Annotated in this window: 1 protein-coding gene and 1 pseudogene; both read right to left on the bottom strand. The window is 69.7% G+C overall.

Going from position 1 to position 3,389, the window contains the following annotated elements; translation table 11 throughout:
• Positions 1-3,090 (bottom strand): PAS domain-containing hybrid sensor histidine kinase/response regulator (locus tag FFS27_RS30645; protein ID WP_137952445.1); only part of this gene is annotated, 3,090 nt, incomplete at its 3' end.
• Positions 3,091-3,217: 127 nt separating this feature from the next.
• A pseudogene (locus FFS27_RS30640) lies at positions 3,218-3,389 on the bottom strand (sugar transporter); the annotation flags it as partial.

Raw genomic sequence — 3,389 nt, 5'->3', positions numbered from 1 at the left:
GGCGCCGACCGTGCGTTCGAGCAGCTCGCCGGCCACCAGGTTGTCGTCCGCCACCAGCAGCCGCAGCGGTTCGCCGGCCCCGGGGCAGGCCGCACGCAGCGGTTGGTCGTGGGCGACGTCGAGGTCCAGGTCGAACCAGAACCGGCTACCGCTGCCCGGCGCGCTCTCGACCCGCAACTCGCCGCCCATCAGGTCGACCAGGCGCTTGCAGATGAACAGGCCGAGGCCGGTGCCGCCGAAGCGTCGCGAGGTGGACGCCTCGGCCTGGGTGAAACCTTCGAAGATGCGCTGCTGCTGTTCCGCGCTGATGCCGATGCCGGTGTCCGCCACCAGCACCCGCAGGCGCACCAGGTGGGCGTCGTGCGCCAGCCGCCGCAAGCTCACCAGGACGTGCCCGCGGGCGGTGAACTTCAGTGCGTTGCCGGCCAGGTTGATGAGGATCTGCTGCAGGCGCAGGCGGTCACCGACCACCGCGCTGGGCAGCTCGGGATCGATGTCGAAGATCACCTCGACGTCCTTGTCGCCCTGGTTGCCGGAGAGCACCACGGCCAGGTCCTGCATCAGCGGCTCCAGCTCGAAGGGGAGCATTTCCAGGACCAGCTTGCCGGCCTCGATCTTCGAGTAGTCGAGGATGTCGTTGAGCAGGCCGAGCAACGAGGTTGCCGCCGAGCTGGCCTTGTCCAGGTAGTCGCGCTGGCGTTCGTTGAGATCAGTCTGCCGGGCCAGTTGCAGCATGCCCAGCACGGCATTCATCGGCGTGCGGATCTCGTGGCTCATGTTCGCCAGGAACGACGACTTCGCCGCGCTGGCGGCGTCCGCCTGCTCCTTGGCCTCGCGCAGGCGCGCCTGCAGTTGCTGGTCGCTGGTGATATCGATATTGATCCCGGTGACCTGCAGCGGGTTGCCGTCGGCGTCGCGCTCGACCTGCGCGCCGGCCTGGATGAAGCGGATGCCGCCGTCGGGCAGCACCACGCGGAAGATCACATCGTAGTTGCCGCGCCCCTCCACCGCCGCGCGCAGGCTGGCCTCGGTGCGCTCGAGGTCTTCCGGATGCAGGCGGCTGCGCCAATGCTCGTAGACCAGGCCGCCGTCGCGCAACGCCAGCGGCTGGCCATACAGCTCGCACATGCGCTCGTTCCACTGCAGGCTGTCGTCGGCCAGGTTCCAGCGCCAGATGCCCAGGCGCGCCACGTCGGCGGCCATTTGCAACTGGTCGCGCGCCGCGGCCATCTCGCGCTCGGCGTTGCGCCATTCGGTGACATCGACGGCGATGCCCAGGTAGCCGTTGATCGCCCCAGCCTCGTCGCGCAGGACGGTAACCGAAAGCGTCACGCTGAGCGGCGAGCCGTCCTTGCGCAGATAGGTCCATTCGCGGGTCTCGGCGCCCTCCTGTTCGGCCCGCGCCACCAGCACGCGGAAACCCTCCTCGCCCAGCTCCTGGCCGCGGGCGAGCAACTCCCGCTCGCTGTGCAGCAGGGTCGGCGAGGCCTTGCCGACCACCTCGTCGGCGCGGTAGCCGAGCATCCGCTCGGCACCGAGATTGAAGCCGCTGATGATGCCGTCGCGGTCGAGGGTGATGATCGACACCTCGGACGCCGCCTGCAGCACGCTGCCGAGCAGTACGTTCAACCGACGCAGTTCGGCGGTACGCTCGGCGATCTGGTGCTCCAGACCGGTATTGAGTTCGCGGATGCGGGCCTCGGCGGCCTTCTTCGCGGAGATGTCGCGTACGGTCTTCGAGGCGCCGACCACGCCGCCGTCCGGACCGAGGATCGGCGAGACGGTCACCGCCACGTCGAGCAGGTGGCCATCCTGGTGCCGGCGCACGGTATCGAAGCTGACCACCTGTTCTTTACGGGCGATGCGGGCGAGGATGTCGAGTTCCTCGTTCTCCTTGGATGGCGGCACCAGCAGGTCCACCACCCGCCGCCCGACCGCCTGCTCCTCGCGGTAGCCGAACAACGCCTCGGCCCCGCGATTCCAGTCGCTGATGACGCCGTCGAGGCCGACGCCGATGATGCCGTCCGCCGAATTGCCGACGATCGCCGCCAGTCGCGCCTGGGTCGCCGCCTCCCGATGCCGGCGCTGGCGGCCGAGGGCGCTGGCGTTGACCAGCGCCGCCAGCAACAGGCTGACCAGGCTGCCGGCCAGGAACAGGATGCGCGGCGAAGGCTGGTGCAGGCGCTGGACGAACAGCGGCAGTGCGCTGAACGCCATCTGCCAGTGCCGACCGTAGATCTCCCGCCGCAGCATGTGGCCGAACAGGCGTTGAGCCGGCGCCGCGGCGCCGTTGACGAAGAAGGGCACGGCAGCGCCGTCGCCGGTGACGTCGCTGAGTTCGAGGTGGATCGCCGCGTTGTCGATGGGCAACCCGGCCAGCACCTCGCCGGTCAGCAGCGGCGCATAGCTCCAGCCGAAGCCTTCGAGTTCGCGCTGGGGCCCCGGCGGTGGAGTGATGCCGCTGCGGTAGATCGGCATCAGGATGAGGAACGATTGCTGGCGCAAGCCGCTGGCCTGGACCAGGGTGATCGGCCCCGTCAGGCGCACCTGCCCGGTCTCCAGGGCGGCGCGGGCGGCCTCCCGGCGATTGGCTTCCGAGGCGATGTCCAGGCCCAGCGCCTGGCCGTTGCGCGCCACCGGCTCGATGTACTGGATGACGTAGCGCTCGCCATCGTGCGGAGTCAGTTGCTGGATGCGGAACTCCGGCTGGCCGTCGGCCCGCGCCTGGCGCAGGAACCCGGCCTCGTCGGCGGCCGCCACACGGCGGATGAAGCCGAAGCCGCGGGCGCCGGGAAACTCGCGGTCGATGTCGCGGGTCAGGCTGTAGCGGCGGAACAGTTCGCGGTCGATGTGCGCCTCGCCCGCCGTCAGCAAGGCACCGCGCACCCCACGCAAGCCATACTGGTAGAGTTCCACGCGGCGGGTCACCGCCTCGGCCAGCAGTTCCGCCTCGCGTTCCAGCGCCATCCGCGCCTGTTGCTCGTTGACCAGCGCCAGCCCCCAGGCGCCCAGCCCGGACAGCAGCAGTCCGAGCGCCAGTGTCGCGCCCGCCCAGCGGCTCAGCCTGAACTTGCTCTGTTGTACGTTCACCCGATATTCCGTCCCTGCGCCGGCCCGGCGCGGGGCAATCCCGCACTCCCTGCGCCTTTTCGTCACAGAAGACTAGATCAAGCGGGCGGATTCCTCCGCCGAATCATCCGGGCCAGTGAATGAGCACTCACAACGACGTGGTTTTCAGCGCCTCCGCGTAGCGCAGTGCGGCGAACAGGGCGAGCAGCAGGCCGGCCAGCGCCAGCGCGGCGCCGACGTGCCGATCGAGGCCAGGCCCATGCGTTCGCTGACCACGCTGCCGAGCAGCGCGCCGGCGCCGATGCCGACGTTGTACAGGC

The organism is Pseudomonas sp. 2VD, assembly GCF_005503585.1.
In the GTDB taxonomy this organism is placed as follows: domain Bacteria; phylum Pseudomonadota; class Gammaproteobacteria; order Pseudomonadales; family Pseudomonadaceae; genus Pseudomonas; species Pseudomonas aeruginosa.
This window is presented reverse-complemented; position numbering and strand designations above follow the sequence as displayed.